Here is a 25,243-nt window from a genome sequence, read left to right on the forward strand (position 1 = left end):
CGGCTATGGACCGCAGTTGATCCAGGAATCAGTTCACGGCCGACTCGCGAACATCGCCGCCGTAGAAGACGTAGTAGGTCCAATTGAAGTGGTGGTCCGGAAAGCCCCAGCCGCCGCTGTAGTGCCCGTCAGAATGGTCCGCGATCACCTGACGGGCGGCGGCGAGTTGCTGCTCGTCGCACTCCAGCCACCCCCTGATGGAGACGAAAACGCCCATTTGTCGCCCTCCCGTTGGTCCGGCATCACCGTGTTTGTCGTGAGCTGATCTTTAACGGGAATCCTAGGCGCGCCCCGCCCTTGGATCCGGAAGCTAACACCCGGCAACAGTGACCTGCCCACCATGCGTCGACCCCACTCCGCCGCAGGTCAGTCGGAGATCCCGCCTCCAGATCACCTCAGCTTCCCAAGCTCAGGTCTTCAGATCCCCGATCAGGCTTTCAACTGCTGACTGTCGGTGGCGCCTCGTACTCTCCCTCCTCATGGGAAACCACTTCCAAACCATCGTCGACCTCCACGCCACGCCGGCCGACGCAACAGCACTGGCAGCCCGCGGCCTTGACTGGCTCGTCGAGGAAGGGATAGTCCGCGCCGAGCGCACCGATTGCGTTCTCGGCGCCCCGCTGGGACACCCACCGGGTCCCCTCTGGGCCAAGGCGGTCGGGCAAGTGGACTGGGAGCCGAGCGACGGACTCAAGGTCGAGATAGGCCGAACCGTCTTCCACGGCGGGCAGGGCGATGCCATGTACGCCGCCTGCCCTCACTGCGCCGCCCACGTGGACCTGTATACCGATGAGTGGGACACGATCGAGGGTGCCTGGGAGCCCTTCAACAAGGCCATCGGCACCTGGCGCGACTCGGGCCGAGCTGCCGTCACCTGTCCACGCTGCAGTCGAGCCGGTGACCTGACCGCGTGGACTTGGGACAACGACTACTACGCGTTCGGCTACCTGGGCTTCGAGTTCTGGGACTGGCCCGAGTTCAGCCCCAGCTTCCTCGAACGCTTCGCACGCGTGCTGGGTGGCCATCGCACGGTCCTGGTGGGAGGCAAGCTCTGAGGGACGGTGCTTCACGCGACCGCTCTGGGCCGCCAGTCGGCCGGCCAGACCTCATCCGTGCACGTTGGGCACCTCGGACCTCTGACCCAGCCCGTCTCAGTTTCCGTCTCATTCAGCCCCGTTCACGATCGTTCAGACGAGACCGGGAGCCGAGACCGGGTTGATGGCGAGCCGCCCATGAACGCAGGTGTACACCCCCGCACGCAGCCCGCCGCCCCGCCAACACAGTTGGAAAGCGTGTGGGGGTCCTGCCGAAGAGCGCCCGTATGCCTCGCGCATGGCCGGCGGGACTAGGATCCCAGTCGGGCGAAGTCGTAGCGCAGAGGTAGTCGCGCGCGGTCTCCAAAACCGCGAGGACGCCGGTTCGAATCCGGCCGGCTTCGCCCGCCCCAGCTGCGGCGTCCATGTACACGTCCCACGGGCACCAGGAGGCCCGTCAGCGGTACGGGTCATGCGCGGCGTGGGGATCGGCTGAGTGTCCAACTGCGCTACAACGGTCCCGTAACAGGGCGCACAATCACTGACGCTCGCGGACGGTCCGCCGAGGTCACGACCGGTTTGGCCGCAGGTTGCACAGTCGCTCGCATTGCTTCGGAACGAAGAGGTCATGCTGCAATACCGCACGGCTGCACGGTCGCCTTTCGTTAGGGTGCGCCGCATGATCAGCGATGTCCTGGCCTGTCCTGAGTGCAGCCAGCCGATGAGGTCTGGTGGACTCGTGCTCTCCAAGCGCGAGGACGACGGTCGGCGGACTTGCCGATCGCTGTGGAGGTGTGCCCGCTGGCACGTCTGGTGGCGCCGGGCAGATCGGTCTAACGAGCCCTTGGAGATCTGCCCCGTGCCGGAACTGTTCCGCTGACATCCAACGCTGACATCAACGACGCCGGACGAGGGCGTGCGCCGGCAGCTCTGTTCGGCCGCCACGCCAGGTGACAACACCAGCCGCAGCGAGCCCGGATCGAACTCCTGAAGCGGGTGTCGCGCACCCGTCCCTGCAGGCGATGTCCAGCACCCGGCGGGCGTTGAACTCCTGCACGACACCAATGTGCGGTCCCAGATCCCTGCGGTCGGAATCGAGCGGATCATAGATCTCGTCCAGCCGCGGGTGTCTATGCGGCCGAAGGCATGCGAGAACGCGGAAGGGGTGCCCTCCCCCAACAGCGGAAGGGCACCCCCAGGACGGTCAGCGGTGGTCGTAGCGGTCGTGACCCCAACGGCCGTCACGGTGGTGACCCCAACGGCCGTCACGGTCGCCGCGGTGGTGACCCCAACGGCCGTCACGGTCGCCGCGGTGGTGTCCCCAACGGCCGTCACGGTGGTGACCCCAACGGCCGTCACGGTCGCCGCGGTGGTGACCCCAACGGCCGTCACGGTCGCCGCGGTGGTGACCCCAACGGCCGTCGTGGTCGCCGTGGCCGTCTCCACGGTCGTGCGTGGCAGGAGATACCACCGAAGGCGCAGCGGCGGCGCTGGCGCCAGTGGCGCCGCCCACCAGGATGGCGCCCGCGACGCCCAGCGCGGCGACAAAACGGGAAACCTGCATTCCATGCTCCTTTCACGGCAGGTGCCTAATGCGCCTGCCTGGGTCGGACATATGCATATTCGCGTCCGCAATGCGCCGTTACGTCCGACTCGCCATCTAGGGCACCTTATGTAGCGAAAAATCGTTGAATCGGGAACCGACGCCTGGTGTGTCGGCGTCACGCGCGCGCGTACCAGTGGCTCCCCCGTCCATCAGGGTGAACTTGCGCCTCACGATCCCACCGAGTTCGCGCTCCCCTACGACCCACCTTTCCGCGAGCGCCTCCACCAGCAGCAGCCCCCGCCCCGGCCCGTCCCGCAGCACTGGTCCGGCACATGCGCGTAGGCATCAGTGCCCGTGGACTATCCGTGGACAGGCAGCCGTCGAGTACACAGAAGCGGCCCTGTGACCAGCAGCGACGCCCCAGGCCCAATGGCCCTCCGGAGCCGTGTTCGATCGCGGATCAGCGTTGTCAGTGTCCAGCTGTACGGTCCGCCCATGAGCGAAAGACCTACGACAGGTTGGCGCAAGGGCGTAGCGAAGGAGCAACGCGAGCTGGCTGCCGGCACGCTGGATCCGGATTGTGCGTGCATGGCCGCACTGTTCCCGGAGAGTCTGATCACCGCCACTGACAGCGTCCTGGATGCGTTCGAAGCAGATATCTCAGCGCTCCAAGGCGCCTCCGACAAGCGTGTCTTCGCTGCGGTTCAGCGTGTTGTCCTGGCCCTGAACGCCGTCAACGACGAGCACGACGACGCCGCTTACGAGACGGACGAACGTGAGCAGCTGTGCCACTACATCGACGAAGCCCTCACCGAGAAGGGAGTCGATGTCGTCGCTCTGACCGCACGACATGGCTTGGGGCGCTACGAACTCACGGACCGGTGGCGTGACTGGTAGCCGACGCCGCTGTGCCGAATGCGTGTCAAAGCGAGCACGCCGGCCAACAGCGCAAGCCGAGGTGAGCAGTTCAGGCGGTGCCCTCTCCCGCACTGTCCAGGCGCCTTCTAAGCCTGTAGCCCCTCTGCGCGTGCCACAGGCGTGCCACGTAGCGCGGTCAACCACGGTCAACGTCGGTTCACCACAGTCGAGATGCGCAGTTGAGCTGGTCTGACTGTCAACTACCCGGTCGTGAAACGACCGGGCTTGCTGCTCGAGTCATCACTGGCTGTGATGGGTTCGGCTGCGTCCAGTTCTCACGTGATGAGGGTGAGTTCAGGGGCTGTTGACTGGACCCCACAGACCCACGCCATCCAGCCGCGGTGGGCGATGTTGTGGGACGCGTTGTGGTCTGCGTGATCAACGAAGCCGCAGACCCGGCACGAGAAGACGGCCTGGGCGGGCCGGTTGCCGCGTGCAATGTGATGACACTTCGAGCATTCCTGGCTGGCGTACGCCGGATCGACATACACCACTGGGACTCCGGCCTTCCTCGCTTTGTAGGCGATGAACGAGCCGAGTTGCGCGAACGGCCAGGAGTGGAGCGTGGCACGTTGGGGCTTTCTCAGCCGTGCCCGCTCGCGAATGCCCGTGAGTGTCTCCAGGGCGATCCCGCGACCGGTGCGTTCAGCCTCCGCCACAATCCCTTTGCTGATCTTGTGATTGATGTCCTTGGCGCGCCGGGCTTCCTTGCCCGCGTACCTCTTCGCCCGCCGCCTGGCGGACTTGGTGTTCTTCTTCTGCAGCTCGGACCGCAGGTTGCGATCCTGTTCCCGCTTGCGGTTGATCCGACGCCCGCAGTGGCGCTCGCCGTCGGAGGTGACCGCGATGTTCACGACGCCCAGGTCGACGCCGAGGAATCCGGCCGGGTGAGTGTTCGGGGCGGCTTCGGGGATCTCGCAGGTCGCGATCAGGAGCCATTTCCCGCCCTGGAACACCAGGTCGGACTCACCCCGCCGGTGCGCGGCCAGGACTTCCAGCTGCTCGGCCTGCCCGGTGAACGCCACGCTCTTCAGCCGGCCGGCCGTGCTCCAGATCGACACCGTTTGCTGCTCGTGCTGCCAGGACAGCATCCGGTCGTCGTAAGGCTGCGCCGCCTCGGACCGGAAAGCCACCGGCTTGCCCGAGGCGCGAGTGTGCCGCTTCGTGCCGGGCCGCCCGTACCGGCCGTTACGCAGGTTCGCCTTCAGGGTGGTGTAGGCATCGCAGGTCTTCTTGATCGCGTGCTGGGCGGCCTGCGCGCCCAGTCCCCACCGGAAGCGGATCTCGGCATAGGTGTGCTTGCGGAGCTCCAGCGGACGTCGCGCCTCCTTCTCGAAGGCGACGGACGCGGCCCACGTGGCGGCCTCGTTGCAGGCGTGCAGGGTCGCCTCAAGTGCCGCCGCCTGTACGGGCGTCGGCAGCACCTTCACCCTCACCACCAGCTTCACGAGCAGCGAACCTATACACCTGGACGAAGACCCACCACACGTTCGCCCCCGCCCCACCCGAACGAGCGACACCTGCTCCGGCCCTCCCACGCGCACACCGCCGTAGCCCCGTTCCGCCGGAACGCCTCCCGGCCGCTCCGCGGCCGTCATGGCCTGCGGCACATCACGGCGACGCTCCGCGTCGCACCCCGTGGATGCGATTCCTCCCGGGCGTGAACGCCCGGAGTTCCTCGCAAGAACCCGCTGAATTGGCTGAAAGTTGATCGACTTTGCCACCAACCGCGCAAGTCGCTTCCATTCAGACGGACGGATGAGCGGCACTCACTGGCCGAAACTCCGTTGCTCTGTGCACTCGCATCCTTACGCCGTGTCAGTGGCGCGTGCTGTCATACGACCTGCGCGAGGACATGCCAACGCATCTGGGCAGAGGGGGATTTCGATCATGACGGCACGGGTGAAGGCACACATACGCGGCGAACCAAGGTTCGGTGGTGACGCCAAGCGTTCGCCGCAAAACGCCACTGCTACCGCCCCCGCCCCATGGGGAACGGCCAGATGAGCCGCCGTCGCCCCACACAGCGCGACGTCGGCCGCCGTCCGACCCGTCGCTCCAAAAGGCAGGACGAGCAGATCGCTCTGCTGGTCGGCGCTGTCGTGGCAGTCGGCCTGGCGGTTGCCGCCGTGCAGTGGCTGCTCGCTCATTGGTGGCTCCTCGTCCTTGTGGCCGTGATTGCCTCGGTCGCTGGCGGCTTCTGGCTCCAGCAGGTCCGACAGCGAGCCGAGTGGCAACGCTTGCGCGCCCAGGCCCTGCGGATGCGCATCGCCGAGTTTGACGCCCTGGACCACCGCGCATTCGAGTTCGCCATAAGGGACTTGATGCGCCGAGACGGCTGCACGGCCGAGCAGATCGGCGGCGCCGGCGACGACGCCTGCGACGTACGGGCAACCGACCCGGCCGGACGCATCTGGGCAATCCAGTGCAAGCACCGCCGCGACGGGGACCGCGGCTCGGCCGTCGGCGTCGGGGTGCTGCAACAGGTCAACGGCACTGCCCGACAGGTCCACGGCGCGGACATCGCGGTCGTCCTCACCAATGGCCGCTTCTCCTCGAAGGCCGTCCCATGGGGCCGGGAGCACCGTATTCACCTGGTCGACCGTCGCGTTCTGGGCGAATGGGCCGCAGGGTCACGGCCGCTGTGGGACCTGCTCGATCGCATCCCACCGCCACGCCGCCCGACGGCACTGTCCTGACCAGAGGGGGGAGTTGGCCCAGTGATCCTGACGCTCAACGTGGCGGTCCTGCTTGCCGTGATCATCTACTTCCGCATACGCCGCCGTGTGCAGGCCCGAAGCCGATCCGACCAGTGGCTGACCGTGTCCATCGTGCTGGTATTCGGCGTGCTGATCGCGCCGACCGAGTTCGGCCAGGGAATCCTCGATGTCCTGGGTGATGTCGTGAAGAACATCTCTGCGTCCGCCAGCCCATGAGATCCCGGACCGCACCACCACGGGAGCGGTGACGACCTATTGGCGGGGCGCGACGAGTGCGACCCGCCTACCGGGCATATCTGGCCAGACTTTCACCAGTTCGCCGGGGTAGACAGGAATATCCCCGGAAGGACTGGTGCGCTGCCGAATGGCATGGTCAACGTACGACGCCCTGGAGGAAGAACCGCTCCGGGCCACGGAGGCGCCCCTGTACCGGCACCACCGCGCACCCCGCAGCCGACTGGGTCACCCAGACGATCAAGAACCTCGCGACGGATGTTCAAGACGTAGGCATCCGCGGGAAGTTCCTCATCCGCGACCGCGATGCGAAGCACCCCGCCCTCATCGACGAGATCCTCGCCGACGCCGGCATCCTCACCGTCCTCACCGGCATACGCATGCCCTGCACGAACTCGATCATGGAACGCTGGGTGCGCACCCACCGCCGAGGGCTCCTCGACCACACCCCCATCAGGAACGAGCAACACCTGCGCCACGCCCTACGCGCCTACGAGCTCCATTACAACGAGCACCGCACCCACCGATCGCTCCAGACGGCCACTCCGCTCCCCCTCTCCCCCAACCGCTCGAACCCGAGCGAATCGCCAGCCTTCGCAATACGCCGACACGACCGCCTCAGCGGCGACCTCCACGAGTACCGACATCCTGCATGACCTGCATGGACCAACTTTCCGGCACCCACAGGGCGAAGCATCATCCATTCGGCCCGTAGTGATTGCCGTAGGACCGAGTTGGGGGTGGGCTGTTGAGTGCGCCTGGCGATAGTCGCGGGCGCCGAGAGGGCGGGGCGCCCGCTGCCGAACGCGCGGGGCCGGCCCTCGTCGACCCACACAAGATTTGGAGATCCCCATGCCTTACCGCAAGGGACAGCACGTGGAGTACCGGGACCAGCAGGACGAGCTTCAGCGGGGCGAGATCCGCAGCACCGAGGGCAGCGGGGCGCAGGCTCGCTACGCCGTCCAGAACGAGGCGACCCTGAGCGAGGACAAGATCAGCGAGCACCAGATCGAGCGGGAGCTGTAGTAACACCCCCGCCGACACGGCCCGCCGTTGCACCGAACCAAGGTGCAACGGCGGGCTCCTGGATTCCTGCGACAGCAGCGGCAGCCGGCATCCCGGGCAGACATGGTCGAGGTCGAGGTAATCAATGTCGCCGAATTCCGCGACCAGGTCGCTCGCGTCTGCCGAAGTCCTTGCTTGAAGCGAAAAGACTGAGTGGCGGGCCTGGCGGCGGTAGTGGTCGACCCAGTAGTCGTGCACGATCTTGCGGACCAGACCCAGTGGGTCCGCCCCCTCGGACGGCCCGGCACGCTGACGGGCCCATGCCCAGCGTCCTCCGGTGCCGGGTCTCTCTGACGGTGGGCTGCCGAGACCCCCAAGTTGCCGCACACCCGACACACAGTGGCGCCCTCCTCAGCCGGAGGATGGATGCGGCCAGTGCTCGAGGCTGCCAGGCAAGGGAGCAGACGCCGTCGCTTCCGCCGCCGAGGGGAGGATTTCGTAGCTCTCGCGCATGCCGCTCAGGTCGAAGATCTTCAGTACCCGGCTGGAGGCGGCCGCGATACGCAGTGCGCCTTCGTGTTCACGGAGGCGCTTGGTGACCGCCACGATCATGCCCAGCCCCATCGAATCCATGAAGGTGACAAAGCCCAGGTCCAGGACGAAACGGCGGTGTCCCTCATTGAGGAGCTTGATCACTCCTTCGCGGATCATGGGGGCAGTGTGGGCGTCGACCTCACCGTCGACCTCGATGACGGTCCAGCCGTTGACCACGTCGTAACTCACCATCATGTTCTCGTGCCGGATGATGTTCGTTCGCATTGCCATCCCTCCTCACGTCTCCAGGCGGCGTGGGATGCCCAGAAGCGTGCGGTGGAGACGGCCGGCCCCTGCCCGATCAAGGCCTGCGCAAGCGCCAGTTCGCGTGAACGGCGGTGACCGCCACCACTGGCCTCACGCACTGGTCACCGGCTCCTGGCCAGCCACTCGGCGAGAGCAGCTCCCGGCTGTGGTCCACATCCTTAGCGGCGTCCAAGACGATCTGTTCGGCCATAACGGTGCCCTTCCAGACCGGTCGGCCGCCCCGGCTTGCGGGTAACCAGCTCCGCCCCCGTTGCGAAGCGGTTGGTCCCGACCCTGTGCCGCTCGAACACTTCATCCTGCGCCTGGCCCGGGAGAACAGCAACTGGGGCCACCTCCGGATACAGGGCGAACTCTCCCGCCTCAACCACCCGATCGCCCCGTCCACGGCCTGGGAGATCCTCCACGCGGCCGGCATCGACCCCGCACCGCAACGCAGCAGCACCAACTGGGCCGGCTTCCTGCGCTCCCAAGCCGACGCCCTCCTGGCGATGGACTTCCTCGAGACCATCACACTGACCGGGCGGCGCCGGCATCTCCTCGCCGCCATCGAGCACGCCACCCGCCGCGTCCGCATCCTGGGCACCACCCCGCACCCGAACACCACCCGGGTCACCCAGGCGATCAAGAACCTGACCATGGACCTGGAAGACACCGGCACCAAGGCCAAGTTCGTCATCCGCGACCGCGACGCGAAGTACCCCGCAGTCATTGACGAGATCCTCGCCGACACCGGCATCCGAACCGTTCTCACCGGCTCCCGGGTGCCACGCACGAACTCGGTCATGGAACGCGGGGTACCGCCCCGCCGCCGAGAATCGCGGTTCAACAAGGCGTTGTAACGACCCAGAGCATGCCGGTGAACAATGGGACTGTCTGGAAGGTCAAGGTCCTCCACCCCGGGGCCGGGAACGTAACCACCGCACTGGACTCCTGTGTCCGGTGCGTTCTGCTCAACAAGTAGCAGGCTTCGGAACGGAGCCGCTGACGGAGCCACAGCCGAATCGCGGCGAGGGTGACCGTGCCGTGGAAGAGGCGCGATCGGCGCTGTCTGCTCCAGCCTGAGCCGAAGACCGCTGTCCGGGTCGGAGTCCGACCAGTCTCAGCTTTGGGTGGCATGACAGTGCCCGCGGACGACTTCGGGCGGGCACGGGGCCGCTGTTGCGCCACGGTCGTTACGCCACTCGATCAGCGCGATGCCCAACGCCGCCAAGACGGCGGCGATGCCGACGCCGACGGACGCTGCCACGGCCAGCCGGTAGTCGCCCCCGCTTGAGGTCAGTACCAGGTAGTACGTGCCGGGCAGTGCGGCCGTCCCCACTGCCCCGCCCAGGCGCTGTCCGGTCTGCAGCGCACCGCCGGCGGCGCCCGCCATCCGCACCGGAACATCCCGCAGCGTCATCGTGACATTCGGGGAGATGACGAAGCCACTGCCGATACCGCCCACGAGGAGGGCGGGGACAGCGGCCCAGACGGCGACCGATGACGGGGCGAACCTGAGCAGCAGCGCCGCCGCTGCGAGCCCGACAACGACGCCGACCAGGCCGAGCACGGTCAGCAGCCTGCCCGTCCGCTCCACAAGCCGTCCGGCCACGACGGCCGCTCCCGCGGAGCCCACCGCGAACGGTGTCACGGCCAGTCCGGACTGCAGCGGCGAATAGCCCAGGCCGTTTTGGAAGAACAGTGCGAACACGATCCACACACCGCTGAATCCCATGAAGTAGAGCGTCGCCAGGCTGGCACCGGTCGCATAGCCACGGGTTTCGGTGATCAACCTTGGATGCAGCAGCGGTTCGCCGCCTTGGCCTGCGACTCGGCGCTCCCACCGCCCGAAGCCGACCAGCAGCAGTGCCCCTACTGGGAAGAGCCACCACAGACGGCGCACGCCGCCGGAGTCGGCTTGGACCAACGGCAGCAGGACCGCCAGGACACCGCAACCGATCAGGGCAACGCCCGACAGATCGAGGTGTCCCCTCTTGCCCGCGGCGACGCGGGGCAGCAGCCGGTGGCCGAGTACGAGTGCCACGGCACCCACGGGAACGTTGACGAAGAAGATCCAGCGCCAGCCCTGGGGTCCGGTGGCCAAGGCGAGGATGACGCCTCCGGTGATCGGACCGACCGCACTGGAAATGCCGACAGTGGCGCCGAACAACCCGAAGGCACGAGCACGCTCGGCTCCGGTGAACATCTGTTGGATCAGCGCAGAATTCTGCGGCGCAAGGCAGCCGGCGGCGATTCCTTGCGCCATGCGGGCGATGACGAGCAGGGTGATCGTCGGGGCCGCCCCCGCTGCGACGCTGCACAGGACGAAGGCCGCGAGCGCTCCGAGGAAGATCCGGCGTCGGCCGATCGCATCGCCAAGACGTCCGGCCGGCACCAGCGCAAGTGCGAACGTCAGCGCATACCCGGACACCACCCATTGCACTGCGGCCGGGGAGGCGCCCAGAGCCCTTTGCATCGAGGGCAGCGCGACCGCGACGATCGTCACATCGAGCAGGATCATGAAGCCCGCCACCAGCGTGACCCACAAGGCCCGCCACCGGCTCGGATCTGGCCGGCCTGCTGACGGCGCCGTGCCTGGTGGTCGCCCACTCGGTCCCACGGGGGCTCCTTTCGACGGAGTCACGACCCAGTGCCCGTGCACACGGCAGGCCAGACATCACGTGAATAGGTACGACTACTCATTCGATCAGAGCTAGGACCTGCGGTTTTCCGGTCTCAGGGGGAGGAAATCAGCACCAACCGGCACCGAAATCAGGCGTGCTGACTGCCAGAGCTCCAAAGACCTGGAGTTACCGCGGTACAGCAGCAGGGCCATCTGCCATTGGCAATCATCACTGATCGTGACGGCGAGTGGAGTCATCGTCACCTGAATATGGGCGTGGTGGCACGATCTTGCGGTCATGGCGGCGGCCTGGCGCCAGGGCCGGCCCGACCGGGGAGACGATTCGTACGACGTAGCGGTTGCCGAAGGCGTTCGCCGTGGTGGAGAACGCGGCAGGCCGGTGACGTCCAGCAGCCGCACGCCGTCGAAGGCGCCATCACGATCACGTGTCGCTGATGTGAATGCGCTCGGTGAGCGGCTGCGGCATTGCGCAGGATGGAGGAACGCGAGCGGGTCGGGGGCCAGGCCGGCGGACGCCACCGTCCTGCCCGACTCGCCGGTGTTCGGCTCACTGCTCATGAAGGGCGCTGCGTTTCCTTGCCAGGGAAGACCCGGGTGCCAGCGGAAGATGGACAAGGGGAACCAGAAAGGGATCTTCCATGTCTCACGCTTCCACCGTCGCTGTTCTCGGAGCAGGCGCACTCGGCGCCGCGATGGCGATGCGGCTCGGAGAGAGTGGCCACGAGGTTCGGCTGTGGAACCGTACGGAGGAGAGGGCCCGTGCGGCGGCGGAGCACGCTACCGGGGTCACGGCAGTGAGCGCGGTGGGCGATGCGGTCTCCGGCGCATCCGTCGTCCTCACGGTGCTCCGTGACGGCGATGCGGTCGCAGAGGTCATGTCAGATGCCATCGGCCGGCTCGACAACGACGCCGTCTGGGTACAGGCGAGCACGGTAGGGCCACGGAAAGCCGACGCGCTGGCCGGCCTGGCTCGTGATCACGGTGTCGCATACCTCGACGCACCGGTCTCGGGAAGCACCGCTCCCGCACGGCAGGGCAAGCTTGTCTGGCTGGTTGCCGGCCCCGAGGACGTCCTTGCACGGGCGCGCCCCCTGCTCGACGATCTCGGCTCGTCCGTGCTCCACGTCGGGACGGGGGTCGAGGGAAACGCCGTCAAGCTTGCGGTCAACGCCTGGATGGCTGCCTCGACGGTCGCCATGAGCGACGTCCTCGCGCTGTGCGACACCCTCGGTGTCGACCACGCGACGTTCGTCCGGGTGCTTGAGGCGGGCCCGCTCGCCATGCCGTACGAGTTGCAGAAAGTGCGCGTCATGGACGACGCCTCATACGCCCCCGGATTCGCGGTGCAGCTCGCCCTGAAGGACATCGAGCTGGCCGCGGCAGCCGCCGCCCCCAGCGCTCTGCTTCAGGTCGTCCGAGACCGCCTGGAAGCAACCGTCGCAGCCGGCCACGACACCGACGACCTCGCCGCCGTCGACTACCTCAGGAAGCCACCGTCGTAGTCCGCCTGCGGGCCGTCGTTCCGGTCCCGGCCGTACGAGGGTCACCGGAGCAGTAGCAGGGCGGCGGCGTTCAACGGCGACCTGTCAGACGCTTCCGCAAGAGATCTCGCCCGTCGGCTCCTCGTCGGTCGTATACCGCGTCCGGTCGCTCAGCTGCGGGGCCGCATCGGTCGAGCCGCCTTCCAGGATCGAGGTACAGAAATGACGATCGCCGCCAAGAACCGCCCGCGTATCGGCTGGATCGGTGTTGGCCGCATGGGCTTCCAGCTGGCTGCCTTGCTGCTGGATGCGGGGCACGACGTAGCCGTCTACAACAGGGCCCGCGCCAAGGCCGAACCGCTGGCTGAACGGGGAGCGACGATCGTCGACCGGCCGGTAGATCTGGCCGACCGGGACGTCGTCTTCACCATGGTGACCGCCTCGGCTGCCCTGGAAGCGGTCACCACGGGCCCCGGCGGTGTGCTGACCTCGCCGGATGCTGCGCCGGGGGTGCTGATCGACTGCTCCACGGTGTCCACCCAGGTGTCCGCGCTGATCCGGGACGAAGCCGCCAAGCGTGGGACCGACTTCCTGGCCGCCACGGTGAGCGGGAACCCGAAGGTGATCACCGCAGGCAAACTGACGGTCGCGGTCTCCGGCTCGCCCGAGGTGTTCGGTCAGGCTGAGCCGTTGCTGGCTCTGCTGGGGCGCGGGGTGACCTACGTCGGCGGGGGCGAAGTCGCCCGTCTCGTCAAGATCGCGCACAACGTCTTCCTCGGCGTAGTCACCCAGTCACTCGCCGAGATCACCATCCTCGCGGAGAAGGGCGGTGTCAGCCGCGCCGCCTTCCTGCAATTCCTCAACGACTCCGTGATGGGCTCGGTCTTCACCCGCTACAAGTCGCCCGCGCTGGTCAACCTCGACTTCACGCCGACGTTCACCATGCCGCTGCTGCGCAAGGACCTCGACCTGGGGCTCTCTGCGGCCCGCGAGCTGGAGGTGCCGATGCCGCTCGCCGCCGCCACCGCCCAGCTCGTCGCGGCTGCCATCGGCGCGGGGCATGTCGAAGAGGACTTCGCCTCCTTGATCCTCGAGCAGGCCAGGAATTCCGGCATCACGCTGGAAGCCCAGAACGTGCCAGTGGACGACGGTCTGTCACCGCAGACCTGATGACGACGGTGTCGCCGCGGTCGGCGAGTCGCTGTGCCAGAACGCGTCCCAGGGAGCCGTTTGCTCCGACGATGATCGAGGTGGACACGGGACAGGGGCTCCCTTCGACGCACATGCAGCCAGTCAGGGTTATGAAGACCACCTTCAGCCAGCAGTGATGCATTCGGTCTGCCCGGCATCCGCGGTTGATCAGGCCCGCGGTCTCCGCATCCTCCGGATTCGGCGGATCCCAACCGCAGGAATGCCCACACCCCAGTGGACCGTCGTCCGCGCCCGCAGCCCCGGGCGACCTCCGTACATCGGGGGTGGCTGTGTCGCGCGAACGCCCCACCGGGGTAGCGCACAGGCGGGATCACGTGCTTGCTGGGAGTGACCTACGTGCGATGTGGGAGTCCCAGGAGTGGAGAGGTAATGCGGTCTCGGTTCAAGCTGCCCGAACTGGCCACTGCCGTCGTTGTCGTCATCGCCCTCCTGGTCGGTGGCTGTTCCGGCGAGCAGCCGCCGGAGCGGGAACCGGCGCAGGCGCAGACGGTGGCTGCCCCCCTGCAGTCGCCGGCGGTTGCGCAGGGCGCGCCGCTGAAGGAGCCGGCGCAGATGGTGAGCCGCAACGGGGTCCTGCGGGTGGGACTCGTCGTCGAGAGGCGAAAGGTCGAGGTGGGTGGCCGCAAGCTGTGGGCCCTCACCTACAACGGCAGTTACATGCCTCCCACGCTGCGCATCCGGCCGGGGGACAAGGTGGACCTGTCGATGAAGAACTCGCTGAACGAGTTCACCAATCTGCATGTTCACGGACTTCATGTGTCGCCGAGCGGCAACTCCGACAACATCTTCGTCCATATCCATCCCGGCCAGACGTTTCACTACGCTTACCAGTTTCCGAACACCCTGCGGCCCGGCACCTACTGGTACCACTCACATGCACACTCGATCTCGGCACCGCAGGTCGCCGGGGGCATGTCGGGCGTCCTGATCGTCGACGGGCTGCAGGAGTACCTGCCGGCGAAGTTGCGCCACATCACCGAGCACGTCATCGGGCTCAAGGACTTCCAGGTCCAGGGTGATGCGGTCCGGACCCAGAACCTGCACATCGGCGCGTCCACCAATCGCACCGTCAACGGTCAGCTGAACCCGACCATCCGCATCCGGCCGGGTGAGACCCAGCTGTGGCGGCTGGCCAACATCAGCGCCAACATCTACTACAAGATCCACCTGCAGGGTCAGCGGTTCCATGTGATCGCCCACGACGGCACCCCCGTCGACCGGATCTGGACGGCCGACTCGCTCCTGCTCGCGGCAGGCGCGCGCTTCGACGTGCTCGTACAGGGCGGTCCGACCGGCCGTACCCAGCTGCAGACGCTCGCATACAACACCGGGCCGGCCGGCAACAAGTTCCCGCAGGCGACCCTGGCAACCCTGGTCTCCGAAGGACCTTCCGCGCACCCGGCGGCCCTGCCCACCTCAGCCTTCGCGCCGGTCGCGGACCTGAGCCACTCGGCGATCGCCGCCCGGCGCACCCTCGTGTTCTCCGAGAACAAGGACGGCAGCAAGTTCTACATCAACGGCAAGCAGTTCGATCCGAACCGGGTGGACGTCCGGTCCAAGCTGAACACGGTCGAGGAGTGGACCGTGCGCAACGACAGCAACGAGGAACACTCGTTCCACGTGCACGTCAACAAATTCCAGTTGATGAGCATCAACGGCCGACCGCACAACGGCCACGGCTTGCAGGACACGGCGAGCGTGCCCGCCAAGGGGAAGATCGTCGTCCGGACCCACTTCAGGAACTACACCGGCAAGACCGTGCTTCACTGCCACATCCTCAACCATGAGGACGCGGGCATGATGGCGGTGCTGGAGATCGTCAAGTAACGTGCCGACGCCCGTACCGCCGGGGCCAAGCGGTCAGCATCGGCGCCGACGTCGGACGGGCGAGATCGCCGTGACGACGGCCCGCCACAACGTCAGGCGCGTGCCCGTCATTTGCGGGCTCGCTCCCCGCATCGCGGGTTCGGTGCCCCTCGGACTGTACGCATCGTGCGCCGTTCGGAAACTCATCACCCCTGGTCAGGCGGCATATCTGTACTCGTTGATCACGCCGCCGAGCATTCGGGGGCGTAGCACCCGGTGAGCGGACGGGGCGGCCATGGGCGTCGGATGCTCCCGGGCGAGGGAAGGAGCTGTCGGCGAGCCTGGTGAGGGCGATGACCGTTGTAGTGCCGGCCGTACGCATCGAGGACATGGCGGGCGTGGGTCACCCGCGGACGCGACCGGACCACGTGTGTGGCGACAAGGCGTACAGCTCTCGCCGGAACCGCCGCTACCTGCGGCGACGCCAGATCAAGCACACCATCCCTGAGCCCAAGAACCAGAAGGTCAACCGCCAACGGCGCGGTAGCCACGGTGGGCGGCCGACCGGCTTCGACGGCACTACCTACAGAAGGAGGAACGAAGTCGAGCGTTGCTTCAACGCGCTCAAGGCTCCAGAGCCGTGGCGACTCGCTACGACAAGAGGGCCTGCGTCTTCCACGGCACGGTCACTCCTGCGGCGATTCGGTTGTGGCTCCGCTACTGATATCAGCCACCGCAGCGGACGCCCCGGTGGTTGCCTCAGTCGTCGGCGGCGACGATGAGCGTGATCCGCCCAGCCGAGCGGTCGACGAGCACGAACTCGTGGAAGTAGTCGTGCACGCGTCCCCAGTCATGAATCGCCTCATCACCGAGCTCGCTGAGGTAGTAGATGCCATCGGCTGCGGCCAGGCGGGCGAACACCTCCCGCTGGAGATCTGCCTCCAGCTCGGTGGGCACGTCCCAGAGCGGATCCACCCACTCCCGCAGGATCTCCACGGTCTTCTCCTGGCTGACGGGCTCGTACAGGTCGGGAGTGATCAACCGCAGCCAATATGGACCGTGCCGGGGCCCGTCCGGCAGCACTCCACCACCTGCATAGTCGTCCCGGAACTGCTCATGCCCAATCAGTGCAGCAAGCATCCCTCTATCGTCCAACGACTCCGCAGAGAAGCGGAGCTGCTTGATGTCGACCCACCGAAAACCGTGCTCGTTCGGATCCGGGACGTAGCGTCGAAAGTTGATGAAGACGCTTTCCTCGTGAGCGAGCCCGTTGTCCATGGCGCCAGCCTAGAAGGCGAGCAAGGGGATCCTGCCGACTCACCGGACAGGCCCTAGGCGCCGGCGGACACCGGTGAGTCGGTCCGTGCGGCGACCGAGTTCTCGGTCGCGGACTTCGGGATCGGACGGTCGTCGCGCAGGGCCTGCCAGACCTGGTGGGACGCCTTGGCCAGCGGCAGGACGCGGCCGGCGTCCTCGGCGTCGTAGCGGACCGGCAGCGTGACCATGTTCATGTGGTCGGGGCTGATGCCCTTCAGGTCCTTCGCCAGGCCGAGCAGCTTGTCCGCGGACGCGAGACCGGAGTCGGCGCTCACGGTCTTGGTCGCGGTGATGACGCGCAGCCGTTTCCTGCGTGACCTGCCGCGTGAGCGGTGCAGGTTCGCGGACCCGTAGCCGGGGTGTTCAAGGACGTCGTCTGAGGGCGCGTGCCCTTCGTCTCCGCTGGTGTGCGGCATGGGCGCTGCCCTCCGTTCGAGGGTTGAGATGTGCCGTGGATCAGTTACGGCGTGTGCGTGCGGTGACGACGACTCAGTACGCGGAGTCGACGTTGTCGATGGAGCCGTACCGGTCGGCGGCGTAGTTGGCGGCCGCGGTGATGTTGGCGACCGGGTCCGTCAGGCTCTTGGCGGTGCCGGCGACGTGGTAGGCGTCGAAGGTCGGCTGGATGACCTGCAGCAGGCCCTTGGACGGGGTGCCGTTGACCGCGTTCACGTCGTAGCCGTTCACGGCGTTCGGGTTGCCGGAGGACTCACGCATGATGTTGCGCTTCAGACCCTCGTAGGAGCCGGGGATGCCCTTGGCCTTCATGACCTTGAGGGCTTCGTTGATCCAGCCGTCGACGTTGTTCCCGTCGGTGGCCGCCTTGGTCGACACGGAGTGAGCGGACTTCGGCGTCGCGGCGGGCTCGGCGGCCTGCGCGGGGGACGGGGCGAAGGTCAGTGCCGCGCCCGCGAGACCGGCGGCGGCCAGGACCGTGACGGTGGTGCGCTTGAAGCGGGTGGGGCGGGCGGCAGCGGTGATCGGGGTGGAGAAGGCCATACGGGATTACCTCTTCATGTTCGGGGACATCGTGCGGCGCCGGCCGGTGTGGTGGCGCCTGGAGCGGAGTCGGGATCCGCGTCCTGACCCGGGAGTCCGGAGCGAGCGACTTCGCTCGTGCTCCGACCCGTTCTCCGGGACGACAGCCATAGTTAGCGATGCCCGTGAGGGGGCGCAAGGATGTGACGTACTACCCCACTACGGAGGAATGTCCGAAATGACCGGATAGGGCGCCTTCTATGCACCTCGGGCGGCCCCACCGGCTACTACCACCTTTAGTATGTGATCTGGCTCCTATGGGGTGCTTCACAGGCCCGACCCCCCTCCGCGTTACCCAGGTCACGCGCTCAGCCCGGTTCGGAGGCCCAAGCCGGGCCCGAAGCTGGTTGAGGGCGGACCGCGGGTGCCGGATCGGCAAGCGTTCTGCGGGATCCTGTTCGTCCTGCACACCGGCATCCAATGGGAGTACCCGCCCCAGGAGTTGGGCTTCGGATCAGGCATGACCTGCTGGCGGCGCCTGGCCGCCCGGAACGAGGCCGGCGTGTGGGACCAACTCCACGCGGTGCTGCTGAAGGAACTGCGGTCGAAGAACCAGCTGGACTGGTCCCGGGCGGTGATCGACTCTTCCCACGTCCGGGCGGCCCGGCGGGCCCAAAAGCGCGCACCGCACTTTGGCGAGAGTAGGGGCAGGCGATGCGCCCCAGGGGATGGCCTGCTCGATGCGTGAGAACGCATTCGTAGCAGTTGGGCCCGCGCAGCCTCACATACGGGATCTCAGCACGTCGACCTCACAGCCCGGCGCGAACGGGTCGAAGCCGTGCTCGATCAGCCAGCGAACTGCCAGCAGGCTTCGCAACGACCACCACGCGTGGATCACGTCGAGGTCGATGTCGGTGCCATAGCCGGCGACGACGTCGTCGAGATGCTCCTCGTGTCCGAGCGTGAAGGTGGCGAGGTCGTACAGGGCATCACCCTGGCCCGCCTCGGACCAGTCGATGATGCCCGTGACCTCGTCACCGTCGACGAAGACGTGCGCGATCTGCAGGTCGCCGTGCGTGAACGCCGGAGTCCACGGCCGGAGCGCGGCCTCGGCGACCTGGCGGTTGCGGGTGACCACGTCGGCAGGAAGGACGCCGTTCGTCACGAGCGACTCGCACTCGTCGTCGAGTTCCGCCGCCAGCGCGACGACGCTCCGGCCGGCCCGGCCGGGCCGGGGCGGCAGGGGCGCGTCGTGCAGCTTCCGGATGGCGGCGCCCGCCGCGGCCCACGCCGCCGGGGACGCGGTCGACGGCTCGCCGAGGCGCCCAAGCGTCGTCCCCGGGAGTGCGGCGATCGCGAGCACGGGCGGCTTGCGCCACAGGACCTCCGGGGTCGGGACCGGCGCGAGGGACATCGCATCGACCTCGACGTCGATGCGCGCCTGATCGGCGTCCACCTTCAGGAACACGTCGCCGACGCGCAGGGTCGCACGCTCGGAATGGGCGACAACGACTTTGACCTCATCCATGGGCGACCAGTATCCCGGGGATGATCGCCGACGTCGCCGGGTTTGTCGCGTGCGATTACGCGGCTGACTGCGTCCCGATACCCGGCGGCCTCGCGCGCGACACCGACCTCTGACCAGGTCAAGTCCACCACTTCTGTTGGGAGTCCTTAGAGTGTGTCTCACGTGGCATAGCGGCGTGCGACATGATGCCGGTCGCGGATGCTGATCTGTCGAAGCGTCTGGTTCCCGAAGAACTCTGGGGCCAGGTCGCCCCGTTGCTGCCGTCATTCACCGCTCGCCCGCACGGTGGCTGAACCGCGCCGCGTGGCGAACGGGCCGTGTTCACGGCGGTGGTGTACGCGCTGACCAGCGGATGCGCCTGGCGTCATCTGCCGCCGAATTTTCGGCACTACAGGTGCCGATAGTTCAACCGGCCAGGTCACGACCTTCATCACCGATCTGCGGCTGTGCCCGTCGCTCCCCCGCTGTCTCCGTGACCTGCTCAAGCGGCGCCATGCCGCGACCTGCGTGCCGAAACGATGCGGCTGCCCACCCCAGCGTCCGCTCGATCCGCAGCCTCGTCCTGCGCTCGGCCCGGGAGAACAGCTCGTGAGGGTATCGCCGGAACCACGGCGAACTCGCAGCCTTGGGCATCAAGGTCGCCGACGCCACCGTCCGGAGATCCTTCGCGAGCACGGCATCCCGCCCGCGCCGGAACGCGCGAGCACGACCTGGGCCGACTTCCTGCGCAGCCAGGCCGACGCGCTGCTCGCGTGCGCCTTCTTCGAGACCCGCACCCTGACCGGGGCGCATCTGCACGTCTTCGCCGTCATCGAGCACGCCACCCGGCGCATCCGGATCCTCGGTGCCACCGCGGCCGATGAATAACCGCAGGCGCTCGGTCCACCGGCCGAACCGGGTCAGTCCGGCTCTCTCTTCGACGAAGGTCCGCCGTTCGCGCAACGCGTTCCCGCAGATGAACCGGCGGGCCCGTAGGTCAAAGTAGCGCCTCAGGACGGATCGGCAGGTCCGTCAGGCGTTTGCCCGTCGCGTTGAACACCGCGTTGCCGATGGCGGGCGCCACCCCGACGATGGTGATCTCACCGAGTCCCTTCACACCGATCAGATCGGCCTGCGGGTCCTCGGTGTTGATGAAGGCGGCGTCGAGGTCGGGGACGTCCGCGTTCACCGGCACGAGATAGTCGGCGAGGCTCGCGTTGACGATGCGGCCGTCACGGTGGTCGGTGACGGTGCCTTCGAGGAGGGCCATGCCGATGCCGCCGACCATGCCGCCGATGGCCTGGCTGTGGGCGAGTTTGGGGCTGATCACCCGCCCTACGTCGTACGCCGCGAAGATCCGCCGTACGCGGACGAGGCCCAGCAGGAGATCGACGGAGACTTCGGCGAAGACGGCTCCGTAGCCGTAGGTGGTGATCCTTGAATCGGCGTCGCCCGGGCCCCAGTTGCCAGTGGTTTCGAGGCTGGGCAGACCGGCGCGGCGCAGGATGTCCCGGTAGCTGTCCCGGGCTCCTCCGTCGGCGGCCGACAGGTAGCCGTCGCGGACGTGCACGTCCGCCGGTTTCGCTCCGTGGAGAGGCGAGTCGGGGTCCGCTACCGCCCTGCGGATGAACTCCGCCTTCAGCGCGTTGCAGGTGGTGTGCGCGGCCGAGCCCACGCTCGCCATGGTGCAGGCCGCCGCGTGCAGGGGCGCGGTGGGGTAGCTGGAGTCGCCCAGCCTGAAGGTGACCGCCGAGGCGGGCAGCCGGGCGTCCGCGGCGACCTGCATGACCGAGGTGGTCGTGCCGGGGCCCATGTCTCCGGCGGCCGCGAAGACTTCGGCGGTGCCGTCGGCGTTGATCCGGGCCCGTGCGCTGGAGTCGCGTCGGTGGTTGTGGTAGCTCGCGGTGGCCATCCCCATGCCGATGAGCAGGTCGCCGTCCGTGCGCGAGCCCGGCTTGGCGTGCCTCCGCGACCAGCCGAAGCGGCGTGCGCCGGTCTCGTAGCACTCACGCAACTTCCGTGTGGAGAACGGGAGTTGGGAGACCTCGTCCCGAGTCGGCTCGTTGCGCAGCCGCAACTCGACAGGATCCAGGGTCAGTTCGTGCGCGAGCTGGTCCATCGCGGTTTCCAGGGCGAAGTTGCCGAGCACCACGCCAGGCCCTCGCATGGAGCACGGAGAGTGGACGTCGACGGGCGTGACCCGGTAGGCGGTACGGGTGTTGGGGACGCCGTAGAGGAACTGTGGCAGGTCGGTCAGGCCGTCCGTGTAGGGCTGGTAGCGCGCGTTCTCGATACGGACGTCGTAGGCGAGTGCGCTGACGCGCCCGGCCGTACTGCTGCCGAGGGTGATCCGGTGCCGGCTGGCCGGCCGGAACCCGGTGCCGTAATAGAACTGACGCCTGGTCAGGACCACCTTGACGGGCCTGTCGACCTCGCGCGCGGCGAACGCGGCCAGGATGACATGGTCGTAGGTCTGGATTCCGCTGCCGAAGCCTCCGCCCACGAACTCGTTGTGCACGCGTACGTCGCCGACGGCGATGCCGAGCGCGCCGGCCACCGTGCGCGCGGCGCCCTGTGACCACTGGGTCTTGTCCCAGAGCGTCAGCCGTCCGTCCTGCCACCGGGCGATGGTCGAGGGCAGTTCGATGGGGTTGTGGTTCTCGCGGGCGCTGGTGAGTTCCAGGTCCACCTTCACCTGCGCCGAACCCAGCGCGCCCGCCGGGTCACCTCGGCTGTAGTCGGGCTCGTCCTCGGGTGTCTGCGACGGGGCGTGCGGATCGTCGAAGTCGGTGACCGCGTCCTGCCGTTCGTACGTCGCCTCGACCAGCGAGGCGCCATGGGTCGCCGCCTCCAGTGTCTCCGCGACGACGACCGCGACGGGCTGGCCGTAGAAGGCGATTCGATCGACCGGGTGGGCCAGCCGCAGCTTGCTGAAGTCGGTCAGGACACGCAGGACGCCCGGGTGGCCGAGCGCCGCGTCCGCCGAGATCCGGCTCACCGTGCCGCGGGCCACCGTGCCGTTGACGATCACGCCGTACAACAGGCCTTCGACGCGGTGCTCGGCCGAGTAAGTGGCCGCGCCGGTCACCTTGCGGCGGGCGTCGACACGGGAGAGCGGCTGCCCGACGACGGTCTTCGCCATCACTGTCCTCCGATCGTCATGAGCTGGCGGCGTACGGTCCGTTCGACCAGCCGCACCTTGTAGGCGTTCTCGGACAGCGGTACGGCGCCCTCGGCCGCGAGGGCCGCGGCATCCGCCCACGCCCGGCGCCCCGGCCGCTTGCCGACGAGCGCCTCCTCCACCTTGGGCAGCCGCCACGGCACGGTCGCCACACCGCCGACGGCCACCCTGGCGCCCCGCACCACACCGCCCCTGATGTCCAGCGCCACCGCCACGGACGCGAGGGCGAACTCGTACGACTGCCTGTCGCGGACCTTCAGATAGCCCGAGCGGCGCGTGTGCGCTCCCGCGGGGACGGTCAGGGAGGTGATGAGTTCACCCGGCCGGATTGAGTGCTCCTTCTGGGGCGTGTCCCCGGGGCGGAGGAAGAAGTCCTGGACCGGGATGGAGCGGGTGCCGTCGAGGCTCCGTACCTGGACCACGGCGTCCAGCGCCACGAGGGCAACTGCCAGGTCGGAGGGGTGAGTTGCCACGCAGTGGGTGCTCGTCCCCAGGATCGCCTGCATACGGTTGTCACCGTGCCGGGCATCGCAACCCGAGCCCGGGTCACGGCGGTTGCATGCGGAGTGGACGTCCCGGAAGTACGGACAGCGGGGCCGCTGCATGATGTTGCCCCCGATGGAGGCCATGTTGCGTAGCTGAGCCGAGGCGCCGAGTTCGAGGGCCTGCGAGAGGAGGGGGTACGTGGCGCGCACCTCCGGATGCGTGGCGAGCTCGCTCATCCGGACCAGGGAACCGACGTGCAGCCCTTGTCGGGTGATGGTGATGTCCTTGTACGGCAACCCGTTGATGTCGACCACGTGCGCGGGTCGCTCGACGGTCTCCCGCATGAGGTCGACCAGTGTGGTCCCGCCGGCGATGTAACGGCCGTCGCGGGCACCGGCGTTGAGCGCGGCGGTGACGGTGGAGACCCGGCTGAAGGCGAAGGGATGCACGCGGTCATGCCTCCTTGGCCGTCTGCTCGATGGCGGAGACGATGTTCGTGTACGCCCCGCACCGGCACAGGTTGCCGCTCATCCACTCGCGGATCTCCTCCCGGGAGCCGGTGTGGCCCTCGGCGATACAGGCGACGCCCGACATGACCTGCCCCGGCGTGCAGTAGCCGCACTGAAGGCCGTCGTGGTCGATGAACGCCTGCTGCAGCGGGTGCAGTTGCTCGCCCCGGGCGAGCCCCTCGATCGTGGTGACGCGTGCGCCTTGGTGCATCACGGCGAGGGTGAGGCAGGCGTTCACCCTCCGGTCGTCCACGAGCACCGTGCAGGCTCCGCAGGCGCCCTGGTCGCAGCCCTTCTTCGTGCCGGGGAGGTCCAGGTGCTCGCGGAGAAGGTCGAGGAGTGAGGTGCGGTTGTCGACCTGGGCGGTGCGCTGCTCGCCGTTGACTGTCAGACGGACGGTGGAGAGCCGGTCGGCCGGCGCGGGTGTGGCTGTGGACGTGGATGTGGGCAGGCGACCTGAGGGCAGCAGGGGTAGACCGGCCGCCACTGTCGACGCCGCGACGAAGGTTCGTCGTTTGAGGGTGGTTGCCTCGTCGAGTGTTTCCGACATGCGTGATGCACCCTCTCGGTCGAACACGTGGCATGTGATGACACCTGGTGTCATCGTAACAGTGATGACACCAGGTGTCATGGTTATCGAGAGCGGCAAGGAGAGGCGTGGCTGTGGCTGTATCTGTGGCTGTATCTGTGGCTTACGGCGCGAGCGGGGCCGTGACCGCGGCCCTGAGCTCCTCCACGGATTCACGCAGCAGGGCATGCAGGTCCTGTGTCTCCGGACCCTCGATCCAGCATTCGCGCGCGGCTCTCCATGCGGCGGCACCCGCCGCGGCGGTCAGGAAGGCGGCCTGCGGCGCGACACCGCGCTCGCGCAACGCCTCGGTCACGGCTGCACTGGTCGCGGCGAACTTGGTCAGCTCTCGTTCCCGAAGGTCCGGGTTGGCCACGATGACGGCCCGGCGACGCCGGGCGTGCGCATGCCCCGTGTTCACCATGTCCACAGCGGCGCCGTACCCCTCCAGGACGACGGCGAGCGGCGAGAGGTCGGCCGGCGCGGCGGCCATGGCGTCGACGATCACCTGGTGAATCCGGGCCGAGAGCGGGAACAGCACCTCGCGCTTGTCGGGGAAGTGACGGAAGAACGTCCGCTTCGTCAGACCGGCCCGCTCGGCGATCTCGGCGACCGTGGTGTCCTCGAAGCCGCGCTCCTCGTACAGCTCAAGCGCGGCCCGCGACAGTCGGCCCGCTGCGTCCGGCATCCATCGACCCATGTCACTCATCCTAGTGACGACACTCAATGTCATCGGATATACGGCGATGGCGCCTGGGCCTGTTGGCGCAGTCAGCCGTGTAGGTGGGCGAGAAGCTCGTCTCCCAACCTCGGGTTGAGCCGCGCCAAATGCGGGTGGGGGCCTGCGCCTTTCGGCTTGCGCTGCGGGTCCTGGCCGAACGGAAGAAGGGGCCCGTCGACATCGAGGAACAGCAGCGGGCGTTTTACCTGATCGGTCATGCTGCACCGGCCCCCGTACGCTCGATGAGGACGCCGCGCTCGAAACGGGCCCCGGCTCGGACGAGGGCGACGAGGTGGGGCGCATTCACGGCCCGCCACCGCTGCTGGGCGGACTCGACGAGCTTGAAGACCACGGCCAGGGCGGCAGCGCGGGAGCCGGCCCCTCGGGTGACCTTGATCCGTAGCCGGACGGTGGAGAACGTCGACTCGATCGGATTCGTGGTCCGCAAGTGGATCCAGTGCTCGGCCGGGAAGTTGAAGAACGCCAGCAGCTCAGTCTCGTCGTCGGTGATCTTCTTGACGGCCTTGGACGTCATT

General features: G+C 67.7%; 26 protein-coding genes, 1 tRNA gene and 3 pseudogenes. 14 read left to right on the plus strand and 16 right to left on the minus strand.

Annotated elements, in window-relative coordinates:
• Window positions 1-28: 28 nt before the first annotated feature.
• Window positions 29-217: a hypothetical protein gene (locus OG698_RS09205; protein WP_406102543.1), complete on the minus strand. Its 189-nt coding sequence runs from the start codon at window positions 215-217 to the stop codon at window positions 29-31.
• A 262-nt stretch (window positions 218-479) separates the two neighbouring features.
• Here OG698_RS09205 and OG698_RS09210 point away from each other — a divergent pair, with 262 nt between their 5' ends.
• Both OG698_RS09210 and OG698_RS09215 read left to right on the plus strand, forming a co-directional pair.
• A complete protein-coding gene (locus tag OG698_RS09210; RefSeq protein ID WP_406102545.1) occupies window positions 480-1,055 on the plus strand; it encodes a hypothetical protein in 576 nt (191 codons plus the stop codon).
• Between the two features lie 308 nt (window positions 1,056-1,363).
• Window positions 1,364-1,438 (plus strand) — tRNA-Trp (locus tag OG698_RS09215).
• Window positions 1,439-2,238: 800 nt separating this feature from the next.
• Here OG698_RS09215 and OG698_RS09220 read toward each other — a convergent pair.
• On the minus strand, window positions 2,239-2,598 hold the full coding sequence (locus OG698_RS09220; RefSeq protein ID WP_406102546.1) for a hypothetical protein: 360 nt from the start codon (window positions 2,596-2,598) through the stop codon (window positions 2,239-2,241).
• A 477-nt stretch (window positions 2,599-3,075) separates the two neighbouring features.
• Between OG698_RS09220 and OG698_RS09225 the strand changes: the two genes are divergently transcribed.
• The gene (locus tag OG698_RS09225) at window positions 3,076-3,477 is read left to right on the plus strand and encodes a hypothetical protein (RefSeq protein ID WP_406102547.1); all 402 of its coding nucleotides are present in this window, start codon (window positions 3,076-3,078) and stop codon (window positions 3,475-3,477) included.
• Between the two features lie 296 nt (window positions 3,478-3,773).
• Here OG698_RS09225 and OG698_RS09230 read toward each other — a convergent pair whose 3' ends face one another.
• Window positions 3,774-4,946: an RNA-guided endonuclease InsQ/TnpB family protein gene (locus tag OG698_RS09230; RefSeq protein ID WP_406102548.1), complete on the minus strand. Its 1,173-nt coding sequence runs from the start codon at window positions 4,944-4,946 to the stop codon at window positions 3,774-3,776.
• A gap of 555 nt (window positions 4,947-5,501) precedes the next feature.
• Here OG698_RS09230 and OG698_RS09235 point away from each other — a divergent pair.
• The 4 genes from OG698_RS09235 (at window position 5,502) to OG698_RS09250 (ending at window position 7,478) form a co-directional block, all read left to right on the plus strand.
• A complete protein-coding gene (locus tag OG698_RS09235) occupies window positions 5,502-6,197 on the plus strand; it encodes a restriction endonuclease (protein WP_406102549.1) in 696 nt (231 codons plus the stop codon).
• A gap of 21 nt (window positions 6,198-6,218) precedes the next feature.
• Window positions 6,219-6,434, plus strand: a complete 216-nt coding sequence (locus tag OG698_RS09240; RefSeq protein WP_406102551.1) for a hypothetical protein — start codon at window positions 6,219-6,221, stop codon at window positions 6,432-6,434.
• 56 nt (window positions 6,435-6,490) lie between these two features.
• Window positions 6,491-7,108: an integrase core domain-containing protein gene (locus OG698_RS09245; RefSeq protein WP_406102553.1), complete on the plus strand. Its 618-nt coding sequence runs from the start codon at window positions 6,491-6,493 to the stop codon at window positions 7,106-7,108.
• Between the two features lie 196 nt (window positions 7,109-7,304).
• A complete protein-coding gene (locus OG698_RS09250; protein WP_406102537.1) occupies window positions 7,305-7,478 on the plus strand; it encodes a hypothetical protein in 174 nt (57 codons plus the stop codon).
• Between the two features lie 390 nt (window positions 7,479-7,868).
• Here OG698_RS09250 and OG698_RS09255 read toward each other — a convergent pair whose 3' ends face one another.
• Entirely contained in the window at window positions 7,869-8,276 is a 408-nt protein-coding gene (locus tag OG698_RS09255) for an STAS domain-containing protein (protein ID WP_406102555.1), read from the minus strand.
• A gap of 317 nt (window positions 8,277-8,593) precedes the next feature.
• Between OG698_RS09255 and OG698_RS09260 the strand changes: the two genes are divergently transcribed.
• Entirely contained in the window at window positions 8,594-9,157 is a 564-nt protein-coding gene (locus OG698_RS09260) for a hypothetical protein (RefSeq protein ID WP_406102556.1), read from the plus strand.
• 260 nt (window positions 9,158-9,417) lie between these two features.
• On the opposite strand, the gene OG698_RS09265 is transcribed toward OG698_RS09260, so the two are convergent.
• Both OG698_RS09265 and OG698_RS09270 read right to left on the minus strand, forming a co-directional pair.
• The gene (locus OG698_RS09265) at window positions 9,418-10,917 is read right to left on the minus strand and encodes an MFS transporter (RefSeq protein ID WP_406110931.1); all 1,500 of its coding nucleotides are present in this window, start codon (window positions 10,915-10,917) and stop codon (window positions 9,418-9,420) included.
• A gap of 93 nt (window positions 10,918-11,010) precedes the next feature.
• Window positions 11,011-11,499, minus strand: a complete 489-nt coding sequence (locus tag OG698_RS09270) for a hypothetical protein (protein WP_406102558.1) — start codon at window positions 11,497-11,499, stop codon at window positions 11,011-11,013.
• An 8-nt stretch (window positions 11,500-11,507) separates the two neighbouring features.
• Between OG698_RS09270 and OG698_RS09275 the strand changes: the two genes are divergently transcribed.
• From OG698_RS09275 to OG698_RS09290, 4 genes and pseudogenes are all read left to right on the plus strand, one after another.
• Window positions 11,508-12,443 carry an NAD(P)-dependent oxidoreductase gene (locus tag OG698_RS09275; RefSeq protein WP_406110933.1) on the plus strand — a complete coding sequence of 312 codons (936 nt, stop codon included), beginning with the start codon at window positions 11,508-11,510 and terminating at the stop codon, window positions 12,441-12,443.
• Window positions 12,444-12,644: 201 nt separating this feature from the next.
• Window positions 12,645-13,592, plus strand: a complete 948-nt coding sequence (locus OG698_RS09280) for an NAD(P)-dependent oxidoreductase (RefSeq protein ID WP_406102560.1) — start codon at window positions 12,645-12,647, stop codon at window positions 13,590-13,592.
• 411 nt (window positions 13,593-14,003) lie between these two features.
• Complete coding sequence (locus OG698_RS09285) at window positions 14,004-15,461, plus strand: multicopper oxidase family protein (protein WP_406102562.1); 1,458 nt, start codon at window positions 14,004-14,006, stop codon at window positions 15,459-15,461.
• A 380-nt stretch (window positions 15,462-15,841) separates the two neighbouring features.
• Window positions 15,842-16,164: pseudogene (locus OG698_RS09290) on the plus strand (transposase); the annotation flags it as partial.
• A 35-nt stretch (window positions 16,165-16,199) separates the two neighbouring features.
• On the opposite strand, the gene OG698_RS09295 reads toward OG698_RS09290, so the two are convergent.
• The 3 genes from OG698_RS09295 to OG698_RS09305 form a co-directional block, all read right to left on the minus strand.
• The gene (locus OG698_RS09295) at window positions 16,200-16,718 is read right to left on the minus strand and encodes a hypothetical protein (RefSeq protein WP_406102563.1); all 519 of its coding nucleotides are present in this window, start codon (window positions 16,716-16,718) and stop codon (window positions 16,200-16,202) included.
• 53 nt (window positions 16,719-16,771) lie between these two features.
• Window positions 16,772-17,173: a hypothetical protein gene (locus OG698_RS09300; RefSeq protein WP_406102564.1), complete on the minus strand. Its 402-nt coding sequence runs from the start codon at window positions 17,171-17,173 to the stop codon at window positions 16,772-16,774.
• A gap of 73 nt (window positions 17,174-17,246) precedes the next feature.
• On the minus strand, window positions 17,247-17,756 hold the full coding sequence (locus OG698_RS09305; RefSeq protein ID WP_406102565.1) for a transglycosylase SLT domain-containing protein: 510 nt from the start codon (window positions 17,754-17,756) through the stop codon (window positions 17,247-17,249).
• A gap of 403 nt (window positions 17,757-18,159) precedes the next feature.
• Here OG698_RS09305 and OG698_RS09310 point away from each other — a divergent pair, with 403 nt between their 5' ends.
• On the plus strand, window positions 18,160-18,483 hold the full coding sequence (locus tag OG698_RS09310) for a transposase (RefSeq protein WP_406102566.1): 324 nt from the start codon (window positions 18,160-18,162) through the stop codon (window positions 18,481-18,483).
• Window positions 18,484-18,516: 33 nt separating this feature from the next.
• Here OG698_RS09310 and OG698_RS09315 read toward each other — a convergent pair whose 3' ends face one another.
• Entirely contained in the window at window positions 18,517-19,263 is a 747-nt protein-coding gene (locus OG698_RS09315; RefSeq protein ID WP_406102567.1) for a phosphotransferase family protein, read from the minus strand.
• Between the two features lie 471 nt (window positions 19,264-19,734).
• On the opposite strand from OG698_RS09315, the pseudogene OG698_RS09320 reads away from it, so the two are divergent.
• Window positions 19,735-20,118: pseudogene (locus OG698_RS09320) on the plus strand (integrase); the annotation flags it as partial.
• 121 nt (window positions 20,119-20,239) lie between these two features.
• Here the strand turns inward: OG698_RS09320 and OG698_RS09325 are convergent.
• From OG698_RS09325 to OG698_RS09350, 6 genes and pseudogenes are all read right to left on the minus strand, one after another.
• Window positions 20,240-22,384 (minus strand): xanthine dehydrogenase family protein molybdopterin-binding subunit, encoded by a 2,145-nt coding sequence (locus OG698_RS09325; RefSeq protein ID WP_406102568.1) that lies wholly within the window; start codon window positions 22,382-22,384, stop codon window positions 20,240-20,242.
• The gene (locus OG698_RS09330; protein ID WP_406102569.1) at window positions 22,384-23,358 is read right to left on the minus strand and encodes an FAD binding domain-containing protein; all 975 of its coding nucleotides are present in this window, start codon (window positions 23,356-23,358) and stop codon (window positions 22,384-22,386) included. Before OG698_RS09330 ends, OG698_RS09325 begins: the two co-directional genes overlap by 1 nt.
• A gap of 4 nt (window positions 23,359-23,362) precedes the next feature.
• Window positions 23,363-23,968 (minus strand): (2Fe-2S)-binding protein, encoded by a 606-nt coding sequence (locus tag OG698_RS09335; RefSeq protein WP_406102570.1) that lies wholly within the window; start codon window positions 23,966-23,968, stop codon window positions 23,363-23,365.
• A 142-nt stretch (window positions 23,969-24,110) separates the two neighbouring features.
• Window positions 24,111-24,686, minus strand: a complete 576-nt coding sequence (locus OG698_RS09340; protein WP_406102571.1) for a TetR/AcrR family transcriptional regulator — start codon at window positions 24,684-24,686, stop codon at window positions 24,111-24,113.
• Between the two features lie 71 nt (window positions 24,687-24,757).
• Complete coding sequence (locus OG698_RS09345; RefSeq protein ID WP_406102572.1) at window positions 24,758-24,925, minus strand: hypothetical protein; 168 nt, start codon at window positions 24,923-24,925, stop codon at window positions 24,758-24,760.
• Window positions 24,922-25,233: pseudogene (locus OG698_RS09350) on the minus strand (transposase); the annotation flags it as partial. The pseudogene OG698_RS09350 and the gene OG698_RS09345, both read right to left, overlap by 4 nt.
• Window positions 25,234-25,243: the final 10 nt, after the last annotated feature.

It is taken from the genome of Streptomyces sp. NBC_01003 (assembly GCF_045162695.1).
Taxonomy (GTDB): Bacteria; Actinomycetota; Actinomycetes; order Streptomycetales; family Streptomycetaceae; genus Streptomyces.